This is a genomic window from Streptomyces sp. NPDC127100 (genome assembly GCF_042724095.1).
Classification (GTDB): Bacteria; Actinomycetota; Actinomycetes; order Streptomycetales; family Streptomycetaceae; genus Streptomyces.
Genome location: NZ_JBHXFL010000008.1, coordinates 132,149 through 154,754, shown reverse-complemented (window position 1 = coordinate 154,754; position 22,606 = coordinate 132,149). Strand labels below are relative to the sequence as shown.

The following is a 22,606-nucleotide window of genomic DNA, read 5'->3' as shown; positions in this document are numbered from 1 at the left end:
CCGGAATGGTGGTGGCGGGTGTGCCGGTTGCACGGATGCAGGCATGCATGCGTATGCACATACCGACTGGTACCCCCGAGGAGCCCCCATGACCGTCACCGCCCCCGACGCCGCCTCGCGCGCCGCGCGGATCCTCGCCCGCCCCACCGTCATCAACGGCCTGACCGTACCGAACCGGATCGCGATGGCGCCGATGACCCGCATGTTCTCCCCGGGCGGCATCCCCGGCGAGGACGTGGTCTCGTACTACTCGCGCCGCGCCGCCGCCGGTGTCGGTCTGATCGTCACCGAGGGCACGTACGTCGGCCACGACTCCGCCGGGCAGAGCGACCGCGTGCCGCGCTTCCACGGCGAGGAGCAGCTGGCCGGCTGGGCGAAGGTCGCCGACGCCGTGCACGCGGCGGGCGGCACGATCGTGCCGCAGCTCTGGCACATCGGGATGGTGCGCAAGCAGGGTGACCAGCCGTTCCCCGACGCCCCCGCCGTCGGTCCCTCGGGCCTGCGCATCGGCGAGGACGAGGTCACCGGCAAGGCCATGACCCAGCGCGACCTGGACGACGTCATCGGCGCCTTCGCGGAGGCCGCCGCCGCCGCGGAGCGCATCGGCTTCGACGGCGTGGAGATCCACGGCGCCCACGGCTACCTGGTCGACCAGTTCCTGTGGGCCGGCACCAACCGCCGCACCGACGCCTACGGCGGCGACCCGGTGGCCCGGACGAAGTTCGCCGCGGAGATCGTGGCCGCCGTGCGGGAGCGGGTCTCGGCCGAGTTCCCGGTGATCTTCCGCTACTCCCAGTGGAAGCAGGACGCCTACGACGCCCGCCTCGCCGAGACCCCCGAGGAGCTGGACGCGATCCTCGCCCCGCTCGCCTCGGCCGGCGTCGACGCCTTCCACGCCTCCACCCGCCGCTACTGGCGACCCGAGTTCGACGGCTCCGACCTCAACCTGGCCGGCTGGACCAGGAAGCTGACCGGGAAGACCGCCATCTCGGTCGGCTCGGTCGGGCTCGACGGCGAGTTCGGCAAGGCGTTCCAGGGCGAGGGCGCCGCGCTCGGCAGCCTCGACGACCTCCTGGACCGCATGGAGCGCGACGAGTTCGACCTCGTCGCCGTCGGCCGCGCCCTCCTCCAGGACCCGCAGTGGGCCCGGAAGGTCCTCGACGGCCGCTTCGACGAGCTGACCCCCTTCGACGCGGCGGCGCTGAAGACCCTGAGCTGACCCCCGGCCCGCTCGGGACACGACGACCGGCCGGAGGAGCGACACGGCGACCGATGAGTTCTCACGGTCGCCGCGGTCGTACAGGGTGAGGGCAGCACGGGACACCCGGAGCCACGGGAGACCCGGAACCACGAGACACCCAGGAGAACCCCAGATGCGCACGCTGATCAGCACCGCCTTCGTCTCGCTCGACGGTGTCGTGGAGGCGCCCGGCGGCGAGGCCGGTTACCGGAACGCGGGCTGGACCTTCAAGGACCTGGAGTTCCTCCCCGAGGCGTACGAGATCAAGGGCCGGGAGCAGAAGGAGGCCGGCGCGATGCTGCTCGGCCGGGTCAGCTACCAGGCGTTCAGCGCGGTCTGGCCGGACATGGCGGACTTCGCCGACTACAAGGTGATGCCGAAGTACGTCGTCTCCACCACCCTCACCGACGGCGACCTGGTGGCGAACTGGGGCGAGACCACGATCCTGGGCTCGCTCGACGACGTCGCCGCGCTGAAGGAGACGGAGGGCGGCCCGATCATCGTGCACGGCAGCGCCACCCTCAACCGGGCCCTCTCGGACGCCGGCCTCGTCGACCGCTACCACCTGCTGGTCTTCCCGCTGCTCCTCGGAGCAGGGAAGCGGCTGTTCAGCGACACGGACAAGGACACCCAGCGGCTGCGGCTCGTCGAGCACGAGGCCTACGCCAACGGCATCCAGAAGAACGTCTTCGACGTCGTCCGCTGACACCGGTGACGCCGGCATCGCCCGCCGGTGCCGGCGTCAGCCGACCGGGCCGCCTCCGCCCATCGGCTCGACGTCCACCCGCACCGGCGTCCCCCACACGCGCAGCACCTCGTAGTCCGTGAACTCGTGCACCAGCCGGTACGCCATGGCCGCGCGCGGGGCGCGCAGCTGTGCGGCGATGTACAGCTCGGCCTCGCGGCGGTCGCGGCGCGGTGTGCCGCACAGCTGCCACGCCTGGCCGTTCCACAGCTCCGGCAGCCAGCGCTGCTGGGGCTGCGGACGGTCGCCGCGCACCCCGTAGCGGGACGGGACCGGCTCGGCGGACCGGGCCGGGAGGGGGCCGCCGTTGTACTCGGCGCGGCGGGCGGCACGGCGGCGGGTCTCGCACAGCAGGCACAGGTCGGGGGCGGCCTTGTCCACCGGCCCGTTCGGGTGCTCGGGGCAGCGCGTGCTGGGGGCCGCCGTGGTGACGCTCTCCTCCAGCTGGTCCAGCGCGCGCTTCAGGTCGGCGCGGATCTCGTGGAGCTTGGCGTCCGGCGTGTCGGCGGTCAGGGCCTCGCCGTGCTCACCGAGGAGACGCAGGGCGCGGCCCAGGGCGGTCAGCTGGGCGTGGTTCATGCTCCTCAGGGTCGCACACGGCGCCGGCGAACCCGCCCGCTGCGCCGCCCGGGGGCCGGCGCCCGGCGTGCGGTCAGCCGTTCGCCGCCGCCAGCGCGGCGCGCAGATGACCGTCGGAGTCCGCCAGGAGGCGGGCGGCCGTCGGGCCGTCCACATCGGCCAGCAGGGTCAGGATGGCGTGCTTGACCTCGCCGTCGGTGGCGGCCAGGGCCCGCTCGATCTCCGCGTCCCCGGCACCGGTGGCGAGCGCGACGATCCGGCGGGAGCGGGCGCGCAGCTTCTCGTTGGAGGCGCGGACGTCGACCATCAGGTTCCCGTACGTCTTGCCGAGCCGGATCATCGTGATCGTCGACAGCATGTTGAGGACCAGCTTCTGCGCCGTGCCGGCCTTCAGCCGGGTGGAGCCGGTGATCAGCTCGGGGCCGGTGACGACCTCGATGCCGTGCTCGGCGGCGGCGGCCAGCGCACTGCCCGCGTTGCAGGCCAGGCCGACGGTCAGCGCACCGAGCGCGCGGGCGTGCTCGACGGCGCCGACGGCGTACGGCGTGCGCCCGGAGGCGGACACGCCGACCACCGCGTCGTCGGCGGTGAGACCGAGGGCGTCGAGGTCGGCACGGGCCAGCCCGGCCGAGTCCTCGGCGCCCTCGACGGAGGTGACCATGGCCTCCGGGCCGCCCGCGATCAGGCCGACGACCTGCCCCGGCCGGGTGTTGAAGGTGGGCGGGCACTCCGAGGCGTCCAGCACGCCGAGCCGGCCGGCGGTGCCGGCGCCCGCGTAGACCAGCCGGCCGCCCCGGCTCATCCGGGCGGCGATGGCGTCGACGGCGGCGGAGATCTCGGGCAGCCGCGCCGCGACGGCGGCGGGCACGGTGCTGTCCTCGCCGTTCATCGCCCGCGCGATGTCGAGGGTGGACATCCGGTCGATCTCGGCCAGCTCGGGCCGGAACGCCTCGGTCGTCATGGTCTCCAACTGGGAGCGGAGATCGGGGTGATGGGGGGTGGAGGTCATGTGGCAGCGGCTCTCTTCGACTTCGGTGTCTGTACCTGCCCGCCGGGCGCGGGCTGCTTCCGGTGCGCGGCTCCGCCGCGCGGGCGCGGACGGCCGGGCCCGGCCGCGGCCGCCCGCGGTGATCGGGTCCTTACGGTCTGCCGCGCGACCCGTGCCGGTGGGCCAACGCCTCGTAGGAGGCCGCCAGCGCCGGCGCGGCCGACTCGTACGTGCGCTGCGCCACCCCCACGAACAGGCAGTCCACGACCAGCAGTTGGCTGGTCCGCGAGGACATCGCCGCCGGCCGCAGCTCGCTCTCCCGCGCCGTGGACGTGGTCAGTACGTGGTCGGCGTACTGCGTGACGGGGCTGTCGGGGCGGCCGGTGATCGCGACGGTCGTCGCACCGCGTTCGAAGGCGACCCGCAGCGGCTCGATGACGTCCCCGGTCGACCCGGAGTGCGTGATGGCGAGGGCGACGTCCCCGGCCCGCAGCTGCACCGCGTTGGTCACGGCGAGGTGGGGGTCGCTCGGGGCGTGGGCTATCAGCCCTATGCGCAGGAGCTTCTGGGTGAGGTCCTGGGCGACCAGCCCGGAGGCGCCGATGCCGTACACGTCGGTGCGGCGGGCGACGGCGAGGGCGGCGACGGCCGCGCCGAGCTGGACGGTGTCCAGTCCGGCGGCGGTGTCGGCGAGGGTCTGCTGCTCGTCGTAGGCCAGCTTGGCGACGACGTCGCCGATCGGGTCGTCGACCGCGATGTCGGTCGTGATGGCGGGGGCGCGCCCCGACTGCTGCTGCGCGGCGAGCCCGGCGAGCGCGAGGCGCAGATCCCGGTAACCGGGGTAGCCGAGCAGGCGGGCGGTGCGCACGACGGTGGCCTCGCTGGTGCCGGTCAGCTCGGCGAGGCCGGTGACCGTGAGGGCCGCGCAGCCGGCCGGGTCGCCCGCGACGGCCTCGGCGACCCGCTGCATGGAGCGGGTCATCGACGGTGCCAGCGTGCGCACCTTGGCCGCGAGGGCGGCGGGCGCGGGCGGTGCGCCGCCGCCTCCGCCGGCGCGGCGGCCGCCGGACGCGTTCGCGAAAGTTTCCTTCACGTCATCGGTCACTCATGAAAGATATTTTCGTTTCGGTCTGCGGGTCAAGAGTGCGCACAATGGGGGCATGGACCCCATCAGCCCCCTGGAGCAGGCCCTGCACGCCGCACGCGCCCTCGTGCTCGCCGACCTGGTGGCGGGCCAGGTGGCCGAGGCGGACGTCGTGTCGCTCGTCGAGGAGTCCGTCGTGCAGCGGCGCTGGTGGGTCGAGCAGTGGCCCGAGGGCGCGGAGTTCGTGGCCGGACTCGTCGCGCAGGACGTCCAGGACGCCCTGCTGGAGCGGTACGGCCGCTGGCCGCTGTGCCCGGTGTGCGGCTCCGGCGACCCGCACGCGCTGGACGTCGAACCCGAACTGGGCCCGGACCCGCACTGGGTGTGCGGCAAGGCCGGGGTGAAGGTCGCGGCGGTCGGCTCGCTGGGTGCCGCCACGGGCGGTGCGCAGTCGTCGTGAGGACGCCCCGGTGACCGTCTACATCGATCCGCCGCAGTGGCCGGGCCACGGCCGCCTGTGGTCGCACCTCGTCAGTGACGTGTCCTTCGCCGAACTGCACGCCTTCGCCGAGACGTTGGGCGTGCCGCGCCGCGCCTTCGAACGCGACCACTACGACCTCCCCGCCCACCGGTACGCGGACGCCGTGTCCGCCGGCGCCCTGGAGGTCAGCAGCCGCGAGGTCGTACGGCTGCTGCACGGGGCGGGGCTGCGCCGGCGCAAGGGCGCGGGTCAGCCGCGCGAGCCGCGCAGCTCGTAGGCGAACTCCTCCTCGCCCTCGCCCGCGACCCGCGTGAAGCCGGCGCGCGCGATGACGGCCTGGGACGGCAGGTTGCCGGGCTCGGTCCGGGCGAACACGGACGTCACCTCCTCGCGCTCCAGCGCCCACGCGGACAGCGCGCGCAGGCCCTCGGTGGCGTACCCGTGGCCCCGGGCGGCCTCGGCGAGGTCGTAGCCGATCTCCACCCGGCCGTCCTCGTCGGGCGGGCCGTGGAAGCCGATGCCGCCGACCGCGCGCCCGTCCTCCGTGCGCACGAGCGTGAACACCCCCCACTCCGGCCGGTGCACGCCCGCCTCGTACGCCTTCAGCAGCATCCCGGCGGCGTCCCGCGTGCCCTGGTACGGCCCGCCGTCGACCCACACGAACCCGCCGTCGCCCTCCGCGGCGAGGTCGGCGGCGGCGGCGGGGGTGACGCCCTGGAGGGTGAGGCGCCCGGTGGGGATCACGAGGTTGTTGCTCCAGCGCCACTCGGTGAGCGGGGCGCGTCCGGGCAGCTCACCGCGGCCGGTGGCCCACAGCAGGGTGCGCCAGGGGTCGGAGCCCGGCTGGACCTGCGGGAAGATCCGGGTCAGCACGTCCTCGCACAGCCCGGCGGGCGGCTCGTAGGCGAGGCCGAGGCCCACGGCGATGTCGTGCGTGTGCACCAGGACCTCGGTGACGCCCATCGCGGCGAAGCCCTCGCGGTCGGCGCTGCGGAACGGGTACGGATGGAAGGCGCGGACCTCGCGGGGGGTGGTGCGGACGGTGGCGGCCAGCAGCGCGCCGGTCGTCTCGATCACCTGGAGGACGTCCTCGTTGCCGGTGCCGTCGTCGAGGGTGATCTCGAACGGCACGTAGGCGCCGGTGGCGCGTCCGGCGAGCTGGCCCGCGTAGGCGATCAGGTCGCCCGCCACATGCTCCGCCGTGTACCGGCAGGTCCACTCCAGCCGCCCGGCCCGCACCCCCTCCCAGTCCCGGTCCGCCGCCGTGCGGAGCAGCGCCACCGCGCCCGCCACCGCCTCTTCCACCTGATCCCCGCCCATGGTCCGCATGCGGGGCACGTTACGGGGCCGGGTCACCGTCGGGCGACAGCATTTCCAGCTCTCCGACGAGGTTGTGGCGTGCGGTCGCCTCCCACTCCCGCCGGCCGTGCGGCGTACGGAACAGCCTGGGGAGGGAGAGGAGTTGGCGGAGAATCGCCGCGCGTCCCCCGCGGAAGGCGTCGTTCGGCACGAAGTGGTACTCCGCGCGGACGGCGGCCGTGTAGGCGGCGTACGCCGACGGGGGCGAGGCGAGGACCGCCAGGTCGGCGTCGCACAGCACCTGTCCGTCGCGGTCGTCGTCGGCGGGGTCGTGGGAGACGGTGAGCCGCACCAGCCGGGCCACCTCGGCGGTCTTCCCCGCCGGCACGCCGGCCTCGGGCAGCGCGCGCTCGGCCAGCCGCGCCGACCGCTCCTCGTTCTCGGAGCGCTCGGGCAGGTAGACCGCGTCGTGGAACCAGGCGGCCAGCCGTACGACGTCGGGGTCGTCCGCGTACCCCTCCAGTTCGTCGACGCGGTCGAGGACGGCGGTGAGGTGATCCAGCGTGTGATAGCGCCGCTGGGGCTCCTGCCAGCGGGCGAGCAGGTTGCCGGCGTACGGCGCCGGGTCCGGTCCGGTGCCGGAGCCCCGGGCTCCGTTCAGGGCACGGGCGAAGCGGGCGCGCAGGGCGTCGGGATCGGGCATGCCCTCATTCTCCCGCGATCGGCCCGCTGCCCCCTAGCGTGGAGCCCATGACGACTCCTGCTGACGTGCACGACGTACGCGACCCCGAACTGCCCGGGCGGCTGCTGGCCGTCGAACGGGACGAACTGGTGCCGCTGTTGCGGTCCCGGGCCGACGACGACTTCGCGCTGCCGGTGGCGGCGTGTCCGGGCTGGACCGTGCGGGACGTGCTGGCGCACTGCTCGGCCGCGCTGATGAGGGTGGTGGAGCGCCGCTTCGAGAAGGGCGTCTTCTCGCCCGCGTCCAACGACCGGGACATCGCCGAGCGCGCCGACTGGGCGAACGCCCGGATCGTCGACGAGCTGGAACGCGGCATGACCGAGGCCGGGCCGGTGATCGGCCGGGCGGGCGGTGTGCTGGACCGGGTCGCGCTGGGCGAGTGGGTGCACGCCGGTGATGTGCGGGTGGCCTTCGGCGAGCCGGGGGCGTACGCGGGGCGCGGGCTGCCGGACGCGCTCACGCTGCTGACCACGGTCACCCGGGACCTCGGCCACGTCCCGCTGCACGCCGACCTCGACGACGTGGACGAGCCGCTGAAGCTGGGCGAGGTGAGCGGCGCGCGGCCGCCGGGGCGGTTCATCGGCGACGCGCCGACGCTGGTGCGGCTGTACGCGGGGCGGCCGGTGGACGCCGGGGCCGGCTACGAGCTCGCCGGGGTCGAGGCGGCGGAGCTGAACATCTTCGGCGGCTGAGCGGCGGCCGGTCCCGAGGGGAGGGGAAGGTATCCCCTGGCGGGCGGCCGGGGCGTAGGCTTGGATTGGACTAGACCTGTAGCGGTCCGGACAGCCGAGCAAGCCGACGAAGCCCGACGAATGGGGTCCCATGAGCAAGCGTGCAGTCCTGGAGGTGATCGCCCTCGACGTCGAGGACGCGGTCGCCGCCCAGGCCGGAGGCGCGGATCGCCTCGAACTGGTCACCGACATGGCGGCCGACGGCCTCACCCCGTCGGCCGGGACCGTCGCCGCGATCCGCGCCGCCGTCGACATCGACCTGCGGGTGATGCTGCGGCTCGCGGACGGGTTCGACGCCGGGGACGTCGAGCGGCTGACGCGGGTCGCCGTCGAGATGCGGGAGGCGGGGGCGGACCAGTTCGTGCTCGGGTTCCTCGACGCGGACGGCGACGTGGACGTACGGGCGGTGGAGCGGATCGCCGGGGCGCTGCGGGGGTGCCGGTGGACCTTCCACCGGGCCATCGACCGGGCCGCGGACCGGGACGCGGTGCGCAAGCGGCTCGCGGACTTCCCGGGGCTGGACACGTATCTGACCGCCGGGGCGGCCGGCGGCGTGGACGAGGGCATGGGCGTGCTGCTCGCGGAGGCGCGGCGGCGGGGTGAGCCGGGGTACGAGCAGCAGCTGCTGGTCGGGGGCGGCCTGCGGCTGGAGCACGTGCCGGGGCTGCTGGAGGCGGGGATCGACGGCTTCCACATCGGCGGCGCGGCACGGCCCGCGGGGTGGGACGGCCCGGTGTCGGAGCAGGCCGTCGCCCAGTGGCGGCGGGTGCTGGGGGGCTGAGCACCCCCGGCCGGTCCGGCGGGGGCGCCGGTGCCACCGTCCGCGCGGCCACTCGGGCGCCCTCGCGGGCACCGACGCCGCGGCGACGGGGCCGCGCCGCGCCGCGTCCGTCGCCCGGCACCGTGCCGGCTCAGGCGGTCAGCTGCGGGGGCAGGTCCGTGCCGTGCGTCACGATCAGCCCCGAGACCGCTCGGGTCAGGCACACGTACAGCCGGCGCAGGCCCGTGCGTTCGTCGGGCTCGCCGTCGACCACGGCCCGCGGCTCGTCCAGGACCACGTAGTCGTACTCCAGGCCCTTGGCCAGCGAGGCCGGGACCAGGGTCAGGCGGGTGGCGTGGGTGGTCTCCTCGCCGGGGCCGAGGTGGCCGATCCCGGCGGCGGCGAGCGCGTCCGCCAGCTCCGGCACGCGCGCGTCGGCGGCGATCAGGCCGACCGATCCCTCCCGCGACAGCAGCTCGCGGCACGCCGCCACCACACCGGCCGTCCCCTGTGCCGCGCGGATCTCGAAGAAGCCCGGGTTCTCACGGATCGACGCCACCGGCGTCAGCCCGGGCGCGATGGACGGCAGCAGCCGCGAGGCGTACGTGATGACGTCCGTCGGCACGCGGAAACCGGCCGTCAGCTCCTCGATCACCGCCTCGCCCTTGCCCAGGTGGGCCAGCGCCTCCTCCCAGCTCCGCGTCGCCCAGGGCGTGGTGCCCTGCGCCAGGTCGCCGAGGACCGTCGCCGAGCCGGTGGTGCAGCGCCGGCCCACCGCGCGGTACTGCATGGGGGACAGGTCCTGCGCCTCGTCGAGCACCACGTGCCCCAGGGAGTGGGTGCGCTCGATCAGGTCGGTCGCCTCGTCGATCAGCACGGCGTCGGCGGGCGCCCACCGGGCGGACTTCACCGAGCGGGCCGGCTTCACCCACAGGATCGCCTTCTGCTCGTCCTCGGTGAGGACGCCCTCGGCGTGCTCGGCGAGGAAGTCCGCGTCGGTCAGCAGGCGCAGCACCAGCTTCGCCGGGTCGACCTGCGGCCAGACGGCCTTGACCGCCGCCTTCACCGCGGCGTTGCGCGCCACCGCGTTCTGCACCCGGTCGTCCGGGGCCTCGCCCGCCCGCTCCATCTGCACCAGCACGGCGTGCGCGACGCGCTGCGGAAGGGCCTCGCGGGCGGCGCCGTAGCGGATGTCTCGGGCCAGCAGCTCGCGGACGATCTCCTCCAGCTCGTACGCCGCCACCCGCCAGCGGCGCGAGCCGCGCACGACCACGATCCCCTCGGCGGGCGGCGTGACGTGCGAGTACAGGGCCCGGCGCAGCACCTCCGCCATCCGCGCGTCGCCCTTGATCACCGCCGCCGCGGCGTCGTCCGTGCCGCGCACCTCGACGTGCGCGACCAGGTCGTCGACGGTGGCCTGGCGGACCGTCAGCTCGCCGAGCGCGGGCAGGACCTGCTCGATGTAGTGCAGGAAGGACTTGTTCGGCCCGATGACCAGGGTGCCGGCGCGGGCGAGCCGCTCGCGGTGGGCGTACAGCAGGTAGGCGACCCGGTGCAGGCCGACGGCGGTCTTGCCGGTGCCGGGGCCGCCCTGCACGCAGACCGACCCGGCGAGCCCGGCGCGCACGATCTCGTCCTGCTCGGGCTGGATGGTCGCCACGATGTCCCGCATCGGGCCGACGCGGGGCCGCTCGATCTCCTGCTGGAGCAGCTTGCTGGTGGCCGCCGCCTCGGCCGGGTCGGACAGGTGCTCGTCCTCGTACGCCGTCAGGTCCCCGCCGGTGTACCCGAAGCGGCGGCGCAGCCCGACGTCCAGCGGGTCCTTCTTCGACGCCCGGTAGAAGGGCTGCGAGACCGGCGCACGCCAGTCGATCACCATCGGGTCGCCGTCCGCGTCATGGACGTGCCGGCGCCCGATGTAGAAACGCTCCCCTTCCCCACCCTCCGCCCGCTCCGCCCCGGGGGCGTTCAGGTAGTCGAGCCGGCCGAAGAACAGCGGGGTGTCGCTGAGGTCGGCGAGCGCCTTGATGCGGTCCTCGATCTGGGCTTCCAGCACCGCGGCGTTGACCCAGTTCGCGGTGACGTCGCTGATGTCGAGGGACTCGACGTCCTCCCGCATGGCCCGCAGCGCGGAACGGGACGCGGCCAGGTGGGCGCGCTCGCGGGACAGGGGGTCGTCGTGGACGGGCGTGGACAAGGGGGTGCCTCCGGATGACCTGCGGTTCGTCGGGCGCGGGCTGCGCGAGGGGCCGGCCGGTTTCCGTCCGGCCGGCGGCGCTCCGTGAGGGAGGCGGGCAAGAGCGGAGATTCTAGGGGACCGGACGCGGCGCGGGCCAACGGTTTCCGCCACCCCCTAGGGGACCGGGCCCCGGAAGGTCGGGGACGCGCTCCCTCCACGGTCGTAGCGGACGGCGGCACGGGGTCGGTCCGGAGACCGATGACAGCCGTATGTCCGGAATCGCACTATGGAGACATGAGCGCAGCAACCATCTCCCCCGCCCCGGCACCGGGCCGCCCGCCCGGCGCCACGCCCGTGGCCGGCAGCCACCGGCACAGGCTCGGTGACGCCGTGCGCGCCGTCAAGGTGTTCGCGGGCGCCGCCTTCGACGTGGTCGTCCTCGGCGAGTACGGCGAGGAGGCCGGCGTCCGCCGCCGGTGACGCCTCAGCCCTCCGCCAGCAGCTCGTCCGCGTCCATGATCCGGTACGCGTAGCCCTGTTCCGCCAGGAAGCGCTGGCGGTGGGCGGCGAAGTCCTGGTCGAGGGTGTCGCGGGCGACCACCGAGTAGAAGTGCGCCTGGTGGCCGTCGGCCTTGGGGCGCAGCACCCGGCCCAGGCGCTGGGCCTCCTCCTGCCGCGAACCGAAGGTGCCCGACACCTGCACGGCGACCGTCGCCTCCGGCAGGTCGATGGAGAAGTTCGCGACCTTCGACACCACGAGGACGCTGATCTCGCCCTGCCGGAAGGACTCGAAGAGCTTCTCCCGCTGGGCGTTGGACGTCTCGCCCTTGATGACCGGCGCGCCCAGGTGCTCGCCCAGTTCGTCGAGCTGGTCGATGTACTGGCCGATGACGAGGATCTGCTGCCCGGCGAAGCGGCGCACGATCGCCTCCGTCACCTTCCGCTTGGTCGCGGTCGTCGCGCAGAAGCGGTACTTCTCCTCCGTCTCGGCGGTGGCGTACGCGAGCCGCTCGGAGTCGGTGAGGTTGACCCGGACCTCGACGCAGTCGGCGGGCGCGATGTAGCCCTGCGCCTCGATCTCCTTCCACGGCGCGTCGAAGCGCTTGGGGCCGATGAGCGAGAACACGTCCGACTCGCGGCCGTCCTCGCGGACCAGCGTCGCGGTCAGGCCGAGCCGCCGGCGCGCCTGGAGGTCGGCGGTGAACTTGAAGACCGGCGCCGGCAGCAGGTGCACCTCGTCGTAGACGATCAGCCCCCAGTCCCGGGAGTCGAACAGCTCCAGGTGCGGGTAGACGCCCTTCCGCCTCGTCGTCAGCACCTGGTAGGTGGCGATCGTGACGGGCCGGATCTCCTTCTTCGTCCCGCTGTACTCGCCGATCTCGTCCTCGGTCAGCGAGGTCCGCTTCACCAGCTCGTGCTTCCACTGCCGGGCCGAGACGGTGTTGGTGACGAGGATCAGCGTCGTCGACTTGGCCTGAGCCATCGACCCGGCCCCGACCAGCGTCTTGCCCGCGCCGCACGGCAGGACGACGACACCGCTGCCGCCGTGCCAGAAGTTCTCCACGGCCTGCTTCTGGTACGGGCGCAGCGCCCAGCCGTCCTCGGCCAGCTCGATCGGGTGCGCCTCGCCGTCGACGTATCCGGCGAGGTCCTCGGCCGGCCAGCCCAGCTTGAGCAGCGTCTGCTTGATCTGCCCGCGCTCGGAGGGGTGCACGGCCACCGTGTCGGGATCGATGCGGGCGCCGACCAGCGGCGCGATCCGCTTCGACTTCAGGACCTCCTCCAGCACCGGCCGGTCGGTGGTCGTCAGGACCAGTCCGTGCGCGGGGTGCTTGGAGAGGGTGAGGCGGCCGTAGCGGTCCATCGTCTCGGCGATGTCGACGAGCAGCGCGTGCGGCACCGGGTAGCGGCTGTACTGCACGAGCGCGTCCACGACCTGCTCCGCGTCGTGACCCGCCGCCCGCGCGTTCCACAGGCCCAGCGGCGTCACCCGGTAGGTGTGGATGTGCTCCGGCGCCCGCTCCAGTTCGGCGAAGGGCGCGATGGCCCGGCGACAGTCGTCGGCCTGCTCGTGGTCGACTTCCAGGAGCAGGGTCTTGTCGGACTGGACGATGAGCGGACCATTCACGGGCGGCACCCTTTCGCGTGCGTACGGCCGGACGACGGCACGGCCAATCGTCCAGTGTGCCTGATCGCGGCGCGAAGGGGCGGCTACCGCCGCGTGAGACGCCCGGCCAGCGGGCCCTCCCCGGTGATCCCCGCGGTGACCGGCGGATCGACGCCCGCCGTCGGCAGCGGCAGCGGCGGCCCGGTGACCTCGGGGGCGAGCGAGCCGAAGAGGGCGGCCGCGGTGATCAGGGCGGCGACGGAGACGGCGACGGCGGGGCGGGCGGTTTCGGGAAGCTTCGTGTGCACGGGACGGTCCGGCCTTTCGCGGGACGGGCCGGCTCCAGGGAGAGGGCTGGGGCCGGCCCGTGGACGGCGGGATGCGGGACGGACGGGTCAGAGGGCGAGCCCCTCGCCCGGGTCGATGCCGGCCGCGGCGGCCTCGGCGGCCTCTGCGGTGACGACATGACGCGCGGCACGCATCCGGAGGGTTCCTTTCGGTTCGGCACCAGGACACCCGGTGGCTGCCCCCGCCCCGGCAGGCCGATGCGGGACACGGGCAAAGCTCCCCCGCGCGTGCGAAAAGTCCGGCGTGGCGTGCATGAACCGTCCCGTACGCCCGAAAGTGCGCACCGCTGCGCCACCAGGTGTGCGCGGCCGCGGGGCGCAGGACCTCAGGTCGCGTCGTCGGCGAGCTCCGCCACGCCCGTGATCCGGTGCAGCGGATACGTGCGCACCTCGTCCGCCGTGTGGTCGTACGCCGTCACGAATCCGCCCTCGACCCGGATCGGGGCGATGACGCGCTGGCTGGCGGCGCCCTCGGCGTTCACGTAACCGATCCACAGCGCCTCGCCGGTCAGCACGGCCGCCTGCACGGTGGCGAGCGTCTCGGCCGCGCCCGTGCGGGGCAGCTCGCCGTCCGCGGCCGGCGTGCCCCCGCCGGTGGCCGGGCCCGGCTTGCGCGGGGCGGTGGACGCCAGGTCACCCGCCCGGACGGCGCGGATCGCGGCCGCCAGCAGGGTGTCGTCGGGCACCGGCGGGCCGTCCGGGACCGGCTCGGGTGCCGCCCGCGGCGGTGTCCGGTGGGCGTCGGCACGGGCGATCAGCACGTCGCCCCCGGCGGACTCGGCGGCCGGCGCGAACCCCATCGCGCGCAGCCCCTCCAGCAGCGCGCCCGGGCCGGTCTGCGCGGCCAGCACGGTGGGGGCGAGGCGGCGCAGGCCGAGGCCGGCGGCCCGCTTGTCGGCGAGGATCTCGTCCAGCGTCGCGTCGTCGTCGCACCGCACGTACGCCGACGCGGCCCCGACCCGCAGCTGCCCGTGCCGCCGGGCCACGTCGTCGATCAGGTACGTCAGCGGCTGCGGCACCGGCGTACGGGAGTGCCGGGCGAGGAAGGCGTGCAGGTCGGCGGCGGTCCGGCCGGCGTCCAGCGCACGGCGCACCGAGCCCGGCGTGAACCGGTAGACGGTGGCCCCGCCCCTGGACTCCACGTCCGCGAGCACCTCCAGCACGTCCGCGAGCGGACGCTCCAGCGGCCCCGGCGCCACCGCCGTCAGGTCGGCCTGCAGCAGCACGTGGTCCAGCGGCTCGGGCAGCAGGGGCGCCAGCAGCCGGGCGGCCCGCTCGGTGGCGGCCGCCCGCTCGGCGGGGCTCGGCGACGGGAGCGCGGCGGGCGTGCGGTGGTGGTGGACCGGGAGCTTGGCACCGGGTCCGTCGGAGTCCTCCGGCGCGTCCGCCGCCCGGGGCGGTTCCGGCGCCCCGATCAGCGCCCGCCCCGGCGCCGCCAGCGCACCGCGCCCGGTGACGCCCAGCAGCTCCGCCTCGGACAGCGTCCACCGGGCGAGGCGGGTGCGCAGGTCGTCCTCCTGGCCGTCCCGCCCGTCCCGCCGCGGCCCCCGCAGCGGACGCTCCCAGCGGAGCCTGGCCAGCACCGACTCCCCGGCCGGCGCGGACCCCTCCGGCAGCCCGGCCAGCAGGGCCAGCACCCGGTGCCGCACCTCGGGCGCCGCCGACCGGTCCAGGTTCGGGCCGAGCGCCGAGAGCGTACGGTCCTTGGCGTCCCGCCCGCCGACCAGCCCCGGAGTCCGGGTGGCCGTCAGCCACGCCTCGGCGAGCCGCGCCCAGCGCTCGGCGGCGGGCAGCTCGCGCCACTCGTCGTACGCCGGGGTCGCCGCGTACCGCTCGTCCGCCTCCCCGTCGGAGGCCAGCAGCCCGGCCGCGTAGGCCAGCTCGGTCCAGAACGCGGCGACCGGCTCGGGCACGTCCAGCGCGACGGCCGTCCGCTTCAGGTCGCGCACGCTCAGCCCGCCGGCCCGCAGCACCGCCGGGCCCCCCTCGTGCCAGTCCTTCAGCAGCTCCTCGACGGTGGCCAGCGCCGCGAGGGCCTGGCCGGCCGCGGTGGCGTCCACCACCTGTGGACGGTGCGCGGCGGCGGCCTCCACCGGCGGCGGCACCGGTTCGACCGCGCGGTGCGCCCGGCCGGCGCGCAGGTGCAGGGCGGCCTCGCGGGGCAGGACGACGGTGCCGGGCGCGGTCGGCAGCAGCAGACCGTGGTCCAGCAGCCGGCGCAGGTGGGGCGCCGGGTCGTGGGTGACCTGGCCGTAGGGCGGGCCCCAGACCAGGCGGTCCAGCACCTCGAGGGAGCCCGCGGGCAGCTCGGCCAGCAGGTCCGCCATCCGCTCCCGGTCGGTGAACAGGTCGCCGAGCGCGGCCAGGGCGGTGACGGAGTCGTGGGTCGAGGGCAGGCCGACGGTGGTCAGGATCTCCTGGACGCGGCCGGGCGACATCCCCGCCGCGGCCTCCCGCACGGTGGGCCCGAGGCCGGTCGGGGACGGATGCTGCGGGGAGGGCGCGAGCAGCTCCCGGGCCGTGCGCACCAGCCGCAGCCGGTCGTCGCCGCCCCACACCAGGGCCTGTTCGCGCAGGAGGGCGACGGCCCGCGGCAGGGCACCGGCGACGGCCGGGTCCCCGTCGTCACCGGCCATGAGGCCGAGCAGCTCGCCGTACGTCGCCGGGTCCGCCGCCACGGCCAGCGCCTCCGCCGTCTGCAGCGTGAACCGGTCCAGCCGCTCCAGCGCCCGCACCACCGAGGCCCGGGTGCCGGCCCGGGTGGCGAGCTGGGTGAGGTCCGTGGGCACGGGGGTGATGAGGTCGGGCCGGCTGCGCAGGAGGGCCGCCAGCGAGACGTCGTCCCGCGCGCGGAGCGCTTCCGCGAGGGACCGGGGGGCCGCGGACTTCTCCTCGGTGCTCATCCGGCCAACGTTAGCGGGTGGGCACGACGGCGGGGCCGCTCGTGCGCGGGGCGGTCCGGTACGCGGGGGCGTCAGCCGCATCCGGGAACTTTCGGTACCTTCGTCCGACGGGACGTCACCACTCACCCGTCCCGGAGGGGTTGTTCGTGGGGATCGAGAGCGACCAGGTCGTCTACGAGTATCTGAGCCGCGTCGGCGACGTGGCCCAGCAACGGCAGCTGCCGTCGGCCACCCGCATGCGGCTGGTGTCCGAGCTGCGCAACGAGATCGACCGGCACCGGGCGAAGACCACGGTCGACAGCCCGGCCGCCGTCCGCCGGATCCTGGACCGGCTCGGCAGCCCCGACGACGTCGTCGACGCGGCGGGCGGCACCGGCGGGTCCGGCGGGGCGGTCCGGGAGCCGTCCGCCGCCGTGCCCGAGCAGCGGGACGGCGAGCCGGAGAGCCGTCCGAAGCGCAAGGGCCTGCGGCGCGCCGTACCGCGGCCCCGCCCCGCCGAGGCCGCGCCCGAGCCCGCCGCCTCCCCACCGCATCTGGCGAGCGCGCGGGAGCTGGGGGACAGCACCGTGCAGCCGGACTGGTGGCGGGTGGACGACGGGCCCTTCGGGGGCGGCGGCGACAGCGTGCCGGGGTTCGTCGGCGGCGTGGAGATCGCTGACCTGCTCAGGCCCCCGCCCGGGGAGCCGGGCGAGAAGGACGGCAAGGGCGGCAAGGGCGGCGCCGGGCGGAAGGCACCGGCGGAGGACGAGGCGGCGGAGGCGGTGGCCCCGCCCGCCGGGAAGCCGGGCCGGTCCCGCCCCGCGCGCGCTGCGCGCCGCCGCCTGTGGCCCGAGGGAGGCTGGAACAACCCGCTCCTGCTGCTCGCCGCCGCCCTGCTGCTCGCCGGCGCCGTGCTCGGCAGTCTCGTCCCGCTCGGCCTGGGCTGGCTGATCGCCTACCTCTCCCGGCGGCTGACCCCGGTCCAGGCGAAGTGGGCGGTGCTGGGGCTGCCGGGCACGGTGCTGGCGGCGGGTGTGGTGTGGCTCTGGGGCCGGACGGAGGGACGCTGGGGCGAACCGATCGCCGAGGGGCACATGAACGACGCGGTCGCCGAGACGTGGCCGTGGGTGCTGCGGTGCGCGGCCGTCGCCACGGCGCTGTACCTCCTCTGGCGCGCGCGCCGGTCCGGGGCCTGAGCGGGGCCCGCCCCGGGCGGGTTCCTGGGGGGAAGGCGCCCGGCTCCGGGCCGAGCCGGCGGTCGGGTGCGCGGCCCGGCGTCACGGGGTGCCGCTGCGCCCACCCTCCCCCACTCTCGTCTTCGCTCGAGCGGGGGACCCCCATCGCCCCAGCGGCACGACTGCCCGCAGTCGGGCGGGGCGGCGGCGGGGCTGTGCCCGCGACCGCCCGCAGTTGGGCGGGGCGGGCGGCCCGGCACAATGGCGGTATGGCCTCCGTGATCCACCCCGTGCCCGCGCCCACCGTCGGGTTCGACCTCGACATGACGCTGATCGACTCCCGTCCCGGCATCCGCGCCTGCTATCTGGCGCTGTCGGAGCGGACGGGGACGTACGTCGACGCCGACCTGGCCGTCACCCGGCTCGGGCCGCCGCTCGTGGAGGAGCTGGCGCACTGGTTCCCCGCCGAGGAGGTCGAGGCCACCGCCGCCCTGTACCGGGAGATGTACCCGGCGTACGCCGTCACCGCCACGACCGCGCTGCCCGGCGCCCGTGAGGCGATCGAGGCGGTGCGGGCGGCCGGCGGACGGGCGATCGTCGTCACCGCCAAGTACGAGCCCAACGCCAAGCTGCACCTGGAGCACCTCGGCATGGCGCCGGACGCGGTGATCGGCGACCTGTGGGCCGAGCAGAAGGCCGTGGCGCTGCGCGAGCACGCCGCCGACGTGTACGTCGGCGACCACGTCGGCGACGTCCGCGGCGCCCGCACGGCCGGCGCCCTCTCCGTCGCCGTGGCCAGCGGACCGTGCGACGCCGAGGAACTGCGCACCGCGGGCGCCGACGTCGTCCTCGCCGCCCTGACGGAGTTCCCCGAGTGGCTCGCGGGCTACCGCGGCGCCGACGGGCCCGGCACGGCGCGCGCCTGACGCCGCCCCGCCGCGATCGACCGGAGCACGCCCGCGCCGGCGACCAGGAAGCCCACCCCCATGAGCATGCTCAGGCCGAACATGTAGGTCGGGAAGGGCGTCGTCCCCAGCAGCAGCGGGGCCACCGTGACCAGTGTGGCCACGGCGCCGACGAAGAAGACGATCACACCGGCGCGGATCAGCCGGTCACCGGGCTCCGCGGAATTCGTTCGGGTTTTGTCACGCACCCGACCAGGGTAGTTCCCTGCCCGAAGGAACGACCGGGAGACGTCTTGTCACCGGCGTGAAGACCATTAGCCTGGGTACCGGCGGGTCCCTCGACCCGCCCGAGTGCTATCAAGAGCAGTTTTCCGACGAGTACGAGGACGAGGACAGACGTGCCTACCGGCAAGGTCAAGTGGTTCAACAGTGAGAAGGGCTTCGGCTTTCTCTCCCGTGACGACGGCGGTGACGTCTTCGTCCATTCCTCGGTCCTCCCCGCCGGAGTCGAGGCCCTGAAGCCGGGCCAGCGCGTGGAGTTCGGCGTCGTCGCCGGCCAGCGCGGCGACCAGGCCCTGTCCCTGACCCTGCTGGAGCCGGCCCCGTCGGTCGCCGCCGCGCAGCGCAGGAAGCCGGACGAACTGGCCTCCATCGTGCAGGACCTGACGACCCTCCTCGAGAACATCACGCCGATGCTGGAGAAGGGCCGTTACCCCGAGAAGGCCTCCGGAAAGAAAATCGCGGGCCTGCTCCGCGCGGTCGCCGACCAGCTCGACGTATAGCCGTACCGGCCGGCCCTTTTCAGGGGAATTCCAGCGCGTCCGGGCCGAGGGCCGGCACCAGTCCCTCGGCCGCCGCGCGGGTCAGCAGCCCGCGCACGGCCGCGTAGCCGGCCTCGCCCAGGCCGGCGGTGAATTCGTTGACGTACAGCCCGATGTGCTGGTCGGCGACGGCCGGGTCCATCTCCTGGGCGTGTTCCATCACGTACGGGCGGGACGCCTCGGGGTCGTCCCACGCCGCGCGCACGGACGCGCGGACGGAGTCGGCGAGCCGCGTCAGCGCCTCGGCGCCCAGCGATCGCTTGGCGATGATCGCGCCGAGCGGGATCGGCAGCCCGGTGGTGTGCTCCCAGTGCTCGCCCATGTCGGCGAGCTTGTGCAGCCCGTAGTTCTGGTACGTGAAGCGGGCCTCGTGGATCACGAGGCCCGCGTCGACCTTCCCGTCCCGCACGGCCGGCATGATCTCGTGGAAGGGCATGACGACGATCTCGCCGACCCCGCCGGGCACGGTGTCCGCCGCCCACAGCCGGAACAGCAGGTACGCCGTCGACTTCTCGCTCGGCACGGCGACGGTACGGCCCCGCAGGTCGGTTCCCGCCTCCCGGGTCAGCACGAGCGGCCCGCAGCCCCGGCCCAGCGCTCCGCCGCAGGGCAGCAGGGCGTACTCGCCGAGGACGTACGGCAGCACCGCGTACGACACCTTCAGCACGTCGAACTCGCCGCGCTCGGCCATGCCGTTGGTGATGTCGATGTCGGCGAACGTCACGTCGAGGGCGGGCGCGCCGGGGACGCGGCCGTGGGCCAGGGCGTCGAAGACGAAGGTGTCGTTCGGGCAGGGTGAGTACGCGATGCGCAAGGTGTCACTGCTCATGGGGGTTCCAACTTCCGAGGACGGGTGCGAGCTTCCCGAAGGCGTCCGTCAGGGCCGCGAGCGCGTCGCCGATGCGCCACGCGGCGCGGTCGCGCGGGCCGACCGGGTTGGAGACCGCGCGCAGTTCCAGCACGGGCACCCCGTGCGCGGCGGCGGCCTCGGCGACGCCGAAGCCCTCCATGGCCTCGGCGAGGGCGCGGGGGTGGCGGGCGCGCAGCAGCGCGGCGCGTTCGGCGGTCCCGGTGACGGTGGATCCGGTCAGGACGGTGCCGGGGCGGGCCCCGGTCGCGGCGGCCACCCGGCCGACGAGTCCGGCGGGCGGGCGGTGGGTGACGGCGCCGAAGCCGAGGTCGGTCACCGGCAGGAAGCCGTCGGCGGTCTCGGCGCCCAGGTCGGCGGCGGTGATCTCGTCGGCGACGACGAGGGAGCCGACGGGCGCGCCGGGCGCGAAGCCGCCGCCGATGCCGGCCGAGACGACGAGGCAGTACGGGGCGCCGTCCAGGGCCGCCGCGGTCAGGGCGGCAGCGGTGGAGGCGGCGGCGAGGGCGGGGCCGACACCGGCCGCCAGCAGGTCGGGCCCCTCCGGCAGCCGGTGGAGGACTGTACCGGGCCGGGGCGTCTCCACCGCCGGCCCCGGGAACGCCCGAGCCACCGCGTCCCGTTCGGCGGGGACCGCGGTGGCCACGAGGACGCGCACGGAGGACGTGGTCAGTCGTCCTTCTTCAGCTTGAAGACCCACACGCCGGTGATCTTCTGGCTGCCGTCCTTGCCGTCGCGGGCCGCGATGGCGACGTTCGTCGAGTTGCCCTGGGCGCCGTACTGGGCGTTGAAGAAGACGCTGCCGGGGATGGTGCGGTAGGTCTTCTTGCTGTCCTCGACCAGCTGCTGCCCGTTCATCAGGATCGTCCAGTGGTCGTCGGCGATCTCCGGGTCGACACCAAAGCGGACGGTCTCGTCCTGGTCGACGCTGATGGACTTGGCGTCCGGGTCCTTCAGGCACTTGTTGATCTCGTCGTCGGAGAGGGCCTTGTCCTCTCCTCCGCAGGTGGCCTCGGAGCTGACCGAGTCACTGCCGACCGTGATCGTGGAGATGGCGGTCGGCTCGTCACAGGCGGACAGCAGGAGCAGTCCGGCGGATACGGCACCGGCGGCGGCGACGGCACGGCGGCGTCGCACAACGCGGTGTCCGATGGCGGCTGCGCCGCGGGGCAACGTGGTCATGGACGAAGGCTATATTGCGGCTCCGGCGGTCCCCCCACCTGGGTACGGCGTGGCGTGGTCACGCCACCCTGGCCCGCGCGGTGCCGCCGTGCCGGGCCGAACCGATCAACCCCCGTACGGTGGTCAGCCATCCGGCGGCGACGATCGCGGCGGCCACCGACAGGCCCAGCGTGCCGTTCAGCGGCATCGCGATGCCCACCGCCCCGCCGAGCACCCAGGCGACCTGGAGCAGCGTCTCCGAGCGGGCGAACGCCGACGTGCGGACCTGCTCGGGCACGTCCCGCTGGATCAGCGCGTCCAGGGACAGCTTGGCCAGCGCCTGGGCGAAACCGGCCACCGCGGCCAGGCACGCCACCAGTACCGCGCCGAAGAACACCGCGGCCGTCACCGCCGCGCCCAGCACGATCGCGACGACCGTCACGATGATGATCTCCGGTGCCCGGGACCGCAGCCACGCCCCGACCGCCGTGCCCAGCGCGTTGCCCGCCCCGGCCGCGACGCCCACGATGCCGAGCGACACCGCCGCGCTCTGTCCCGTCATCGGATGGACGCGCAGCAGGAACGCCAGGAAGAAGATCAGGAAGCCGGTCAGGCAGCGGATGGCGGCGTTGGCGGCCAGTGCGTGGGTGACCGCCGGGCCCACCGTGCGCAGCCCGGGGCGCTTGCCGCGGCGCGGCCCGTGCAGGTGCCGCTCGTCCGCGGCGAGCAGGGCCCGGTCCTCTCCGCGCGCCGAGTCCACCTTCCGCGGCAGGGTGAAGGACAGGAAGGTCCCCGCGACGAAGATCACGAACGCGCCGTACAGCGGCCAGCGCGGTCCCAGGTGCTGGAGTCCCGCCGCGATCGGCGCGGCCACGCCGGTGGCGAGCAGCCCGCACAGCGTCACCCGGGAGTTGGCCTTCACCAGGGAGAACCGGGGTGGCAGCAGCCGGGGCACCACGGCGCTTCTGACCACGCCGTACGCCTTGGAGGCGACCAGCACGCAGAGCGCCGCCGGGTACATCTCGATGCTGCCGGTGATCACCGCCCCGGACAGCACCAGCGCGAGCAGCGCGCGGGCGCCCATCGCCGTCGCCATGGCCGCGCGCCGGCCGTGCGGGACGCGGTCCAGGAGCGGGCCGATGACGGGGGCGAGGAGGGTGAACGGGGCCATGGTGATGGCGAGGTAGAGCGCGACCCGGCCCCGCGCCTCGTCCGTCGGCACGGAGAAGAACACGGTGGAGGCGAGGGCCACGGTGATCATGACGTCGCCCGCGCCGTTCACCCCGTGCAGCTCGATCAGCTTGCCGAGGCCGGACTCGCCGGCGCCGTGCGCGTGCGTCGCCCGGCGGATGCCGCGCACCGTCCCGGTCACCGGCCGGCGCAGGGCACGGCCGACCGCGCGGAGCCAGCCGGGACCTCGTCCCCGGCTTCCGCCCTTGAACTCCGTCCGTGCGGCTGCCACCCCGTCATAGTGCCCCGTGAGCCCGGGGTCTAGCGCCGTTACGGCACGCA

24 protein-coding genes are annotated in these 22,606 nt (G+C 74.9%); 10 read left to right on the top strand and 14 right to left on the bottom strand.

Annotation, left to right across the window (positions count from 1 at the left end; all coding sequences use genetic code 11):
- Positions 1-88: 88 nt before the first annotated feature.
- Together ACFWJB_RS11770 and ACFWJB_RS11765 are read left to right on the top strand one after the other, a co-directional pair.
- Entirely contained in the window at positions 89-1,219 is a 1,131-nt protein-coding gene (locus ACFWJB_RS11770; RefSeq protein WP_386921867.1) for an NADH:flavin oxidoreductase, read from the top strand.
- A gap of 154 nt (positions 1,220-1,373) precedes the next feature.
- Positions 1,374-1,946 carry a dihydrofolate reductase family protein gene (locus tag ACFWJB_RS11765; RefSeq protein WP_386921865.1) on the top strand — a complete coding sequence of 191 codons (573 nt, stop codon included), beginning with the start codon at positions 1,374-1,376 and terminating at the stop codon, positions 1,944-1,946.
- A gap of 36 nt (positions 1,947-1,982) precedes the next feature.
- On the opposite strand, the gene ACFWJB_RS11760 is transcribed toward ACFWJB_RS11765, so the two are convergent.
- From ACFWJB_RS11760 to ACFWJB_RS11750, 3 genes are all read right to left on the bottom strand, one after another.
- Positions 1,983-2,564 carry a hypothetical protein gene (locus tag ACFWJB_RS11760; protein ID WP_385458319.1) on the bottom strand — a complete coding sequence of 194 codons (582 nt, stop codon included), beginning with the start codon at positions 2,562-2,564 and terminating at the stop codon, positions 1,983-1,985.
- Positions 2,565-2,637: 73 nt separating this feature from the next.
- Positions 2,638-3,573 carry an N-acetylmuramic acid 6-phosphate etherase gene (gene murQ, locus ACFWJB_RS11755; protein WP_386921863.1) on the bottom strand — a complete coding sequence of 312 codons (936 nt, stop codon included), beginning with the start codon at positions 3,571-3,573 and terminating at the stop codon, positions 2,638-2,640.
- A gap of 130 nt (positions 3,574-3,703) precedes the next feature.
- On the bottom strand, positions 3,704-4,657 hold the full coding sequence (locus ACFWJB_RS11750) for a MurR/RpiR family transcriptional regulator (protein ID WP_386921861.1): 954 nt from the start codon (positions 4,655-4,657) through the stop codon (positions 3,704-3,706).
- Positions 4,658-4,712: 55 nt separating this feature from the next.
- Between ACFWJB_RS11750 and ACFWJB_RS11745 the strand changes: the two genes are divergently transcribed.
- Positions 4,713-5,096, top strand: coding sequence for a hypothetical protein (locus ACFWJB_RS11745; protein WP_385458316.1), 384 nt, complete (start codon positions 4,713-4,715; stop codon positions 5,094-5,096).
- Between the two features lie 10 nt (positions 5,097-5,106).
- Entirely contained in the window at positions 5,107-5,394 is a 288-nt protein-coding gene (locus tag ACFWJB_RS11740; protein ID WP_385458315.1) for a DUF4031 domain-containing protein, read from the top strand.
- Here ACFWJB_RS11740 and ACFWJB_RS11735 read toward each other — a convergent pair.
- Positions 5,367-6,446, bottom strand: coding sequence for a GNAT family N-acetyltransferase (locus tag ACFWJB_RS11735; protein WP_386921858.1), 1,080 nt, complete (start codon positions 6,444-6,446; stop codon positions 5,367-5,369). The genes ACFWJB_RS11740 and ACFWJB_RS11735 overlap by 28 nt on opposite strands.
- Before the next feature lie 10 nt (positions 6,447-6,456).
- The gene (locus tag ACFWJB_RS11730; RefSeq protein WP_385458313.1) at positions 6,457-7,119 is read right to left on the bottom strand and encodes a hypothetical protein; all 663 of its coding nucleotides are present in this window, start codon (positions 7,117-7,119) and stop codon (positions 6,457-6,459) included.
- 47 nt (positions 7,120-7,166) lie between these two features.
- Between ACFWJB_RS11730 and ACFWJB_RS11725 the strand changes: the two genes are divergently transcribed.
- Entirely contained in the window at positions 7,167-7,850 is a 684-nt protein-coding gene (locus ACFWJB_RS11725; protein ID WP_386921856.1) for a maleylpyruvate isomerase family mycothiol-dependent enzyme, read from the top strand.
- A gap of 130 nt (positions 7,851-7,980) precedes the next feature.
- Positions 7,981-8,670 (top strand): copper homeostasis protein CutC, encoded by a 690-nt coding sequence (locus tag ACFWJB_RS11720; RefSeq protein ID WP_385458311.1) that lies wholly within the window; start codon positions 7,981-7,983, stop codon positions 8,668-8,670.
- A gap of 130 nt (positions 8,671-8,800) precedes the next feature.
- On the opposite strand, the gene ACFWJB_RS11715 is transcribed toward ACFWJB_RS11720, so the two are convergent.
- Complete coding sequence (locus ACFWJB_RS11715) at positions 8,801-10,846, bottom strand: HelD family protein (protein ID WP_386921854.1); 2,046 nt, start codon at positions 10,844-10,846, stop codon at positions 8,801-8,803.
- A 276-nt stretch (positions 10,847-11,122) separates the two neighbouring features.
- Here ACFWJB_RS11715 and ACFWJB_RS11710 point away from each other — a divergent pair, with 276 nt between their 5' ends.
- The gene (locus ACFWJB_RS11710) at positions 11,123-11,308 is read left to right on the top strand and encodes a hypothetical protein (protein ID WP_385458309.1); all 186 of its coding nucleotides are present in this window, start codon (positions 11,123-11,125) and stop codon (positions 11,306-11,308) included.
- A gap of 4 nt (positions 11,309-11,312) precedes the next feature.
- On the opposite strand, the gene ACFWJB_RS11705 is transcribed toward ACFWJB_RS11710, so the two are convergent.
- From ACFWJB_RS11705 to ACFWJB_RS11695, 3 genes are all read right to left on the bottom strand, one after another.
- Positions 11,313-12,956 (bottom strand): DNA repair helicase XPB, encoded by a 1,644-nt coding sequence (locus ACFWJB_RS11705; protein ID WP_385458308.1) that lies wholly within the window; start codon positions 12,954-12,956, stop codon positions 11,313-11,315.
- An 83-nt stretch (positions 12,957-13,039) separates the two neighbouring features.
- A complete protein-coding gene (locus ACFWJB_RS11700) occupies positions 13,040-13,243 on the bottom strand; it encodes a hypothetical protein (protein ID WP_385458307.1) in 204 nt (67 codons plus the stop codon).
- Positions 13,244-13,608: 365 nt separating this feature from the next.
- A complete protein-coding gene (locus ACFWJB_RS11695; protein WP_386921851.1) occupies positions 13,609-16,185 on the bottom strand; it encodes a helicase-associated domain-containing protein in 2,577 nt (858 codons plus the stop codon).
- A gap of 146 nt (positions 16,186-16,331) precedes the next feature.
- On the opposite strand from ACFWJB_RS11695, the gene ACFWJB_RS11690 reads away from it, so the two are divergent.
- Positions 16,332-17,360, top strand: coding sequence for a hypothetical protein (locus ACFWJB_RS11690; protein WP_386921849.1), 1,029 nt, complete (start codon positions 16,332-16,334; stop codon positions 17,358-17,360).
- A 248-nt stretch (positions 17,361-17,608) separates the two neighbouring features.
- The gene (locus ACFWJB_RS11685) at positions 17,609-18,265 is read left to right on the top strand and encodes an HAD family hydrolase (RefSeq protein WP_385458304.1); all 657 of its coding nucleotides are present in this window, start codon (positions 17,609-17,611) and stop codon (positions 18,263-18,265) included.
- Here the strand turns inward: ACFWJB_RS11685 and ACFWJB_RS11680 are convergent.
- A complete protein-coding gene (locus ACFWJB_RS11680; protein WP_385458303.1) occupies positions 18,226-18,492 on the bottom strand; it encodes a hypothetical protein in 267 nt (88 codons plus the stop codon). The two genes, ACFWJB_RS11685 and ACFWJB_RS11680, sit on opposite strands and share 40 nt — an antisense overlap.
- 150 nt (positions 18,493-18,642) lie before the next feature.
- On the opposite strand from ACFWJB_RS11680, the gene ACFWJB_RS11675 reads away from it, so the two are divergent.
- A complete protein-coding gene (locus ACFWJB_RS11675; protein ID WP_385458302.1) occupies positions 18,643-19,026 on the top strand; it encodes a cold-shock protein in 384 nt (127 codons plus the stop codon).
- A gap of 19 nt (positions 19,027-19,045) precedes the next feature.
- Here ACFWJB_RS11675 and ACFWJB_RS11670 read toward each other — a convergent pair whose 3' ends face one another.
- Genes ACFWJB_RS11670 through ACFWJB_RS11655 form a run of 4 tightly spaced genes read right to left on the bottom strand, consistent with a single transcriptional unit; the run spans position 19,046 to position 22,556 of the window.
- A complete protein-coding gene (locus ACFWJB_RS11670; protein ID WP_385458301.1) occupies positions 19,046-19,894 on the bottom strand; it encodes a 1,4-dihydroxy-6-naphthoate synthase in 849 nt (282 codons plus the stop codon).
- Positions 19,884-20,591, bottom strand: a complete 708-nt coding sequence (locus tag ACFWJB_RS11665) for a futalosine hydrolase (protein ID WP_386921846.1) — start codon at positions 20,589-20,591, stop codon at positions 19,884-19,886. Before ACFWJB_RS11665 ends, ACFWJB_RS11670 begins: the two co-directional genes overlap by 11 nt.
- An 11-nt stretch (positions 20,592-20,602) precedes the next feature.
- Positions 20,603-21,115, bottom strand: coding sequence for a DUF2771 domain-containing protein (locus tag ACFWJB_RS11660; RefSeq protein WP_385458299.1), 513 nt, complete (start codon positions 21,113-21,115; stop codon positions 20,603-20,605).
- 58 nt (positions 21,116-21,173) lie between these two features.
- Positions 21,174-22,556: an MFS transporter gene (locus ACFWJB_RS11655; protein WP_385458298.1), complete on the bottom strand. Its 1,383-nt coding sequence runs from the start codon at positions 22,554-22,556 to the stop codon at positions 21,174-21,176.
- Between the last annotated feature and the right edge of the window lie 50 nt (positions 22,557-22,606).

Bases quoted from the DNA above. Each gene is read 5' to 3' on its own strand.
- murQ (WP_386921863.1), bottom strand. From the start codon at position 3,573: ATGACCTCCACCCCCCATCACCCCGATCTCCGCTCCCAGTTGGAGACC.
- ACFWJB_RS11765 (WP_386921865.1), top strand. From the start codon at position 1,374: ATGCGCACGCTGATCAGCACCGCCTTCGTCTCGCTCGACGGTGTCGTG.
- ACFWJB_RS11660 (WP_385458299.1), bottom strand. From the start codon at position 21,115: ATGACCACGTTGCCCCGCGGCGCAGCCGCCATCGGACACCGCGTTGTG.
- ACFWJB_RS11720 (WP_385458311.1), top strand. From the start codon at position 7,981: ATGAGCAAGCGTGCAGTCCTGGAGGTGATCGCCCTCGACGTCGAGGAC.
- ACFWJB_RS11760 (WP_385458319.1), bottom strand. From the start codon at position 2,564: ATGAACCACGCCCAGCTGACCGCCCTGGGCCGCGCCCTGCGTCTCCTC.
- ACFWJB_RS11710 (WP_385458309.1), top strand. From the start codon at position 11,123: ATGAGCGCAGCAACCATCTCCCCCGCCCCGGCACCGGGCCGCCCGCCC.
- ACFWJB_RS11725 (WP_386921856.1), top strand. From the start codon at position 7,167: ATGACGACTCCTGCTGACGTGCACGACGTACGCGACCCCGAACTGCCC.
- ACFWJB_RS11670 (WP_385458301.1), bottom strand. From the start codon at position 19,894: ATGAGCAGTGACACCTTGCGCATCGCGTACTCACCCTGCCCGAACGAC.
- ACFWJB_RS11745 (WP_385458316.1), top strand. From the start codon at position 4,713: ATGGACCCCATCAGCCCCCTGGAGCAGGCCCTGCACGCCGCACGCGCC.
- ACFWJB_RS11685 (WP_385458304.1), top strand. From the start codon at position 17,609: ATGGCCTCCGTGATCCACCCCGTGCCCGCGCCCACCGTCGGGTTCGAC.
- ACFWJB_RS11730 (WP_385458313.1), bottom strand. From the start codon at position 7,119: ATGCCCGATCCCGACGCCCTGCGCGCCCGCTTCGCCCGTGCCCTGAAC.
- ACFWJB_RS11770 (WP_386921867.1), top strand. From the start codon at position 89: ATGACCGTCACCGCCCCCGACGCCGCCTCGCGCGCCGCGCGGATCCTC.
- ACFWJB_RS11735 (WP_386921858.1), bottom strand. From the start codon at position 6,446: ATGCGGACCATGGGCGGGGATCAGGTGGAAGAGGCGGTGGCGGGCGCG.
- ACFWJB_RS11695 (WP_386921851.1), bottom strand. From the start codon at position 16,185: ATGAGCACCGAGGAGAAGTCCGCGGCCCCCCGGTCCCTCGCGGAAGCG.